This window comes from Mesorhizobium sp. P5_C1, from assembly GCF_054049815.1.
Genome location: NZ_JBFULQ010000353.1, coordinates 1 through 5,886, shown reverse-complemented (window position 1 = coordinate 5,886; position 5,886 = coordinate 1). Strand labels below are relative to the sequence as shown.

At 60.8% G+C, this 5,886-nt stretch carries 6 protein-coding genes; all 6 read right to left on the bottom strand.

The window, feature by feature from the left end; all coding sequences use genetic code 11:
- The coding region (locus ACXJ7R_RS22845; RefSeq protein WP_457153830.1) for an ATP-binding cassette domain-containing protein at positions 1–406 on the bottom strand (406 nt) is incomplete at its 3' end.
- 24 nt (positions 407–430) lie between these two features.
- The gene (locus ACXJ7R_RS22840; RefSeq protein ID WP_095086157.1) at positions 431–1,588 is read right to left on the bottom strand and encodes an amino acid ABC transporter permease; all 1,158 of its coding nucleotides are present in this window, start codon (positions 1,586–1,588) and stop codon (positions 431–433) included.
- A gap of 4 nt (positions 1,589–1,592) precedes the next feature.
- Positions 1,593–2,780, bottom strand: a complete 1,188-nt coding sequence (locus ACXJ7R_RS22835) for an amino acid ABC transporter permease (protein WP_457153829.1) — start codon at positions 2,778–2,780, stop codon at positions 1,593–1,595.
- Positions 2,781–2,842: 62 nt separating this feature from the next.
- Positions 2,843–3,871 carry an amino acid ABC transporter substrate-binding protein gene (locus tag ACXJ7R_RS22830; RefSeq protein WP_457153828.1) on the bottom strand — a complete coding sequence of 343 codons (1,029 nt, stop codon included), beginning with the start codon at positions 3,869–3,871 and terminating at the stop codon, positions 2,843–2,845.
- A gap of 426 nt (positions 3,872–4,297) precedes the next feature.
- Entirely contained in the window at positions 4,298–5,188 is an 891-nt protein-coding gene (locus ACXJ7R_RS22825; protein WP_457153827.1) for a DUF2182 domain-containing protein, read from the bottom strand.
- 9 nt (positions 5,189–5,197) lie between these two features.
- Entirely contained in the window at positions 5,198–5,833 is a 636-nt protein-coding gene (locus tag ACXJ7R_RS22820; protein WP_095086166.1) for a DUF1326 domain-containing protein, read from the bottom strand.
- Between the last annotated feature and the right edge of the window lie 53 nt (positions 5,834–5,886).

Sequence of the window (5,886 nt, the reverse complement as noted above, 5' to 3'; positions counted from 1 at the left end):
TCGGTGTCTTGCGCACCCAGATCGGTGCCAGCGTGCAGTTCTCCAGGATGGTCAGATGCGGGAACAGGTTGAAGTGCTGGAACACCATGCCGACCTCGCGGCGCACCTCGTCGATCTTCTTCAGATCGTTGGTCAGTTCCTTGCCGTCGACGATGATCTTGCCCTTCTGGTGCTCTTCCAGACGGTTGATGCAGCGGATCATCGTCGATTTGCCGGAACCCGACGGGCCGCAGATGACGATGCGCTCGCCGCGCATCACTCTCAGGTTGATGTCCTTCAGCACATGGAACTCACCATACCATTTGTGCATGGCGACGATGTCGATGGCGACATCGGTGTCGGAGATGTGCATCTTGGCGGCGTTGACCTTGATCTCTTCCGCGCTAACGGCATTTTCGGTTGCCATGACAGGATCCCCTTGTTCTTTTGTTTAGCGTTTGTGGCCGGTGTCGAGTCGGCGTTCAGTGTACATTGAATAGCGCGACATGCCGAAGCAGAACAGCCAGAAGACAAAGGCGGCGAAGATCAGACCCGACTTGGCGGTCTGCGCCGTCGCCCAGTTGGCGTCGGAGAAGTTCTGCTTGACGATGCCGAGCAGGTCGAACATCGAAATGATCGTGACCAGGCTGGTGTCCTTGAACATGCCGATGAAGGTGTTGACGATACCCGGGATGACCAGCTTCAGTGCCTGCGGCATGACGATGAAATACATCTTCTGCCAATAGCCAAGGCCAAGCGAATCGGCGCCTTCATACTGACCCTTGGGGATCGCCTGCAGCCCGCCGCGCACCACTTCAGCCATATAAGCGGCGGCAAACAGCGACACGCCGATCAGCGCACGCAGGTACTTGTCGAACGTGACGCCCGGCGGCAGGAACAGCGGCAGCATGACGCTGGCCATGAACAGAACGGTGATCAGCGGAATGCCGCGTACGGCTTCGATGAAGATGACGCACAGCATCTTTACGATCGGCATCTTGGAGCGACGGCCAAGCGCCAGCACGATGCCAAGCGGCAACGACACGACGATGGCCACGAAAGACAGCGACAGCGTCACCAGCAAGCCGCCCCAGCGCGCCGTTTCGACATGTTCCAGACCGAACGCGCCACCGACCAGCAGGAAGAACGACACAATCGGGAGACCGACGATCAGCAGCAGGGCGTTGAGACCCTTGCGCGGCACGCTTGGCATCAGCATCGGCACCATGAGCACGACCAGCAATATGCCAACCAGGATCGGCCGCCAGCGCTCCTCGACCGGATAGGTGCCGAACATGATCTGGCCGAACTTGGCGTTGACGAAGGCCCAGCAGGCGCCGGACCAGCCATCCGGCTGGATACCGCCCTGCGCCACCGTGGCGCACACGGTCCGGTTAGGTCCCGTCCAAACGGCGTTGATGAAGGCCCAGTTGATGATCTGCGGCAGGATCATCGCCACCAGCGCGAAACCGATGATGGTCAAAATGGTGTCGCCCGTCGACGCAATCAGGTTCTTGCGCACCCAGGCGCTGAAGCCTGTGACGCCGGCCGGCGCCGGCTGCGCCAGTGCCATTTCGGTGCGAACCCAGGACATATCATGTTCTTGCATGTCCTTACCTCTCCACCAGCGCCATTTTGGCGTTGAACCAGTTCATGAATAGCGAGGTCAGAAGGCTGATGGCCAGATAGATCACCATCATGATGACCACGCATTCGACAGCCTGGCCGGTCTGGTTAAGCACCGTGCCGGTCGTTGCCGTCAGGTCGGGATAGCCGATGGCGATGGCGAGTGAGGAATTCTTGGTCAGGTTGAGATACTGACTGGCCAGCGGCGGAATGACGATGCGCATGGCCTGCGGCACAACCACCAGCCGCAACGCCTGGCCGGCACGCAGGCCAAGAGCTGACGAGGCCTCGCTCTGGCCCTTGGCAACACCACGAATGCCGGCGCGCACGATCTCGGCGATGAAGGCGGCGGTATAGAAGGACAGTGCCAGATAGAGCGACAGGAATTCCGGCTTGACGACGAAGCCGCCAGTCAGGTTGAAAGTCGATTGCTTCGGAAAATCAAAGGTCACCGGGAAACCGCTCAGCACATAAGCGAGCAGCGGAAGCCCGATGATCAGCGCCAGCGACGTCCAGAACACCGGGAATTGCTGCCCGGTCGCCATCTGCCGCTGGTGCGCCTTGCGGGCGACGAACCACGCCATGGCGATGCCGACAAGCAGCCCCACCGGGATCAGCCAGGAGCCGTCACCMCATACGGCGCGCGGAAAATAGAAGCCGCGCTGGTTGAGGAACGATCCGAACGGCAGGCTGATGCTATCGCGCGGGGCCGGCAGCACGGCCAGCACGCCGGAATACCAGAAGAAGATGACCAGCAGCGGCGGAATGTTGCGGAACACCTCGACATAGACGGTGCAGATCTTCTGGATCAGCCAGTTTTGCGACAGCCGGCCAATGCCGACAATGAAACCAATGATGGTGGCGGTGATGATGCCGACAAACGCGACGATCAATGTGTTGATCAAGCCGACGATGATGGCCCGGCCATAGGTGGAGTCCGACGTATAGGCGATCGCCGTATCGGAAATGTCGAAGCCGGCGCGGCCTCTCAGAAAGGCGAAGCCGGAGGCAATGTGCAGGTTCGTCAGGTTCACGATCGTGTTGTGAACGATCCACCAGACACCAGACACCAGCAAGGCGACGACCAGGCATTGATAGAAAATGCTGCGGACTTTTGGATCATTTATGAGAGAAGCGCGACTTGGCTCCTCGCGAAGAACTTCCTGCGATGCCATTCGACCGTCCCCTGAAAGAGAAACCGGAAGGCAGACGATCTGCCTTCCGGATCACATTTCGATCAGCGGATCGGTGGAGCGTATTGCAGGCCGCCCTTGGTCCATAGCGCGTTGATGCCGCGGGCGATCTTGAGCGGGCTCCCCGAGCCGACATTGCGGTCGAACATTTCGCCGTAGTTGCCCGTGGCCTTGACGATGTTGACGACCCAGTCATTTGAGACGCCAAGATCGGTGCCAATCTTGGTATCGGCTTCCTGGCCGAGCACGCGCTTGATCTCCGGGCTGGCGGAGTTCTTCATTTCGTCGACATTGGCCTTGGTGATGCCGAGCTCCTCGGCGTCGAGCAGCGCGAAATAGGTCCACTTGACGATGTGGTACCACTGGTCGTCGCCCTGGCGCACGGCCRGTCCGAGCGGCTCTTTCGAGATGATCTCGGGCAGCACGACGTGGTCGGCCGGCGCGCCCAGCGTCAGGCGAATACCATAAAGACCCGACTGATCGGTGGTGTAGACGTCGCAACGGCCGGCATCATAGGCGGCGTTGACCTCTTCCAGCTTCTCGAAGACGACCGGGTTGTACTCCATCTTGTTGGCCTTGAAATAGTCGGCGAGATTGAGCTCGGTGGTCGTGCCGCTCTGTACGCAGACGGCGGCACCGGAAAGCTGCAGCGCGGAATTGACGCCGGGCAGCTTCTTGGCGTTGATCATGAAGCCCTGGCCGTCATAGTAGGTGGTGCCGACGAAGTTCAGGCCAAGCGCGGTGTCGCGATTGATGGTCCAGGTGGTGTTGCGCGACAGGATGTCGACCTCGCCGGACTGCAGCGCGGTGAACCGCTCCTTGGCGCTGAGCGGCGTAAACTTGACCTTGGTGCCGTCACCAAAGACGGCGGCCGCGACTGCGCGGCAGAAATCCGCGTCGATACCTTGCCAGTCACCCTTGTCGTCCGGCGCCGAGAAGCCAGCCAGGCCGGTCGAGACACCGCACTGGATGAAGCCTTTCGCCTTGACGGTGTCGAGCGTCGTTGCCGAGGCGGCTGACGCCATCAACCCAAGCGTGGCGGCGCCAAGAATGCTGATAGCAATATGTTTCATGACCCACAGACCCTTTTCTCTGTTTTTCAGGCAAACCCTGATCTTTTCCCGTGTGAACGCAGCTCCCATTCCGGCCCATACCCGGAACCCCACATCGCAACCGACGCGCCGCCTCCCATTCACGAATGGCATCGAAGGCGATAATTCCCGTGAGGTCAAGGAAAATGACCGAATTCGAAAGAGTTTGAAAACCAACGGCCGCAAATGCCTGAATTGCAGCCAAGAGCGTCATGAAATTAGCAAGCCGCGCAAACAAAATCGGCAAAGTCGGGTCGCCCGCGGATCCGGACTACGCCGGCGAAATCTGTCCCGTGGATTTACTACGCGCCACCAATATCCCGGAATGAATTGGCGTACCCAAAGACTAAATGCATGACGAGCAACCCGGTCGCATGGCATTGCCGCCGGAAACGGGAGGAGCGCAGCTCAGGATGCCTGGACGAGCAGCCAGGCGCCGATTGCCGCCATGAGCGTGCCAGAGATGCGCGGGATCAACTGCCCGGTCGGGACGGTTTTTTCCAGGAGAACGAGGATGGCGATGCCGGCGATCCACAGCACGTTCATGACGCCGCCGACGAACAGGAGTGCCATCAGCGCCCAGCAACAGCCGAGGCAATAGGCGCCATGAACGATCCCGAATCGAAGTGCACCAAGCGGATCGGAGCGGAACCCGCCATGACTGGCCAGAAATGCGATCGGTGCCTGGCATTGCTGCAGGCAGACGCCCTTCATCGGCGTCCATTGATAGAGGCCGGCCGCGATCAGGACGAGGCCGCCGAGAACCGTACTGTTGGTTGCCATCAACGGGCTCAGCAAGGCCTGACTGGCCAGCAGCCATTGCGCGGCGGTCGCGACCACGCTGAAGGCAACCCAGACGAGCAGATAGCCGGTGAAAAACCATGCAGTCGATGCGATGGGCCGCCCACCCGCACGCGCCTTGCGACCGACCCCGGCATAAAGCAGCACCATCGGCGCCACCGACGGCGTCATCATGCCAACCATCATCACGGCCCACATGGCGAAGATGAAAGCGAAATCAGCTGGCGCCCAGGCGCGGAAGCCGGGCGCCATCGTGGCGCCCATGTCCATGCCACCCTTATCCATGCCCGGCATATCCATATTGCCCGCATCGGTGCCTGACATGTCCATGCCGGCCATATCGCCAACTGCGGCGCTCGGGGCGGCAGCATTCTGCATGGTCATGTCGGCCGCGAGCCACATCACATAGACCCATGCGAGCACGGCTATGATGACGAGCGCGGCCGTCACGACTGTGCGGTCGCGCCGCAGCACCGCCTCGAGAGCCGTGTCGATCATTGGATCAGGTCAATGCACGATGCCGCTTTGCGAGAGGTGCAAATTGGCGAAATGGCTGTGCGAGTCCGCCAGTTCGAACTTGATCGGGCCGGTCGCCTTGGTCCAGCCACGCCCGACCTCGGCAAGCGAATATTCGAAACCATGCGTGAGGTCGATGCGCGCCCGATGCTCCGCACCGGTGACGGGATTCTTGATCGGCTCGCCGCGGCCCGAGGTTACGCCCGGCACGTGCAGGCGAGCGGCTCGGGCATCGATGTCGACTTCGAAGTCTATTGCCGCGAAGATCGGATCGTGGACCGTCTCCAATGTAGTCGAAAAGACCTGGAATATGGTCGCGCCGGGTTCGGTGTCCTCACCGCTGAGAATGCGAAGCAGCGCTCCGCGCTGCGCCTCGGTCGCCCGCTCGTCAATGACCACTGCCGCCTCACCCCTGCCGTGGTGAATTGCGCCGGGCCAGCGGAAGACACCGGCAAAGCGCAAGCCATCCAGCTTGGTGTCGCCGTGATAGCCGCTCTCGATTTCCACGCCGACCACCGCGCGGCAGAATCCATTCGTCGGCAAGGCGTTGAACTGGCAGGGGCAGCCATAGGCGCAGTTGCAGTTGACGAACTCGCGCGCCTTGATCATCCACTTGACGTTCGTCATGGCATTCCTCCCCTTGGCTGCATTCACTGCTCTGCAAGCGAGATGCCCGGATC

Bases quoted from the DNA above. Each gene is read 5' to 3' on its own strand.
- ACXJ7R_RS22840 (WP_095086157.1), bottom strand. From the start codon at position 1,588: ATGCAAGAACATGATATGTCCTGGGTTCGCACCGAAATGGCACTGGCG.
- ACXJ7R_RS22825 (WP_457153827.1), bottom strand. From the start codon at position 5,188: ATGATCGACACGGCTCTCGAGGCGGTGCTGCGGCGCGACCGCACAGTC.
- ACXJ7R_RS22820 (WP_095086166.1), bottom strand. From the start codon at position 5,833: ATGACGAACGTCAAGTGGATGATCAAGGCGCGCGAGTTCGTCAACTGC.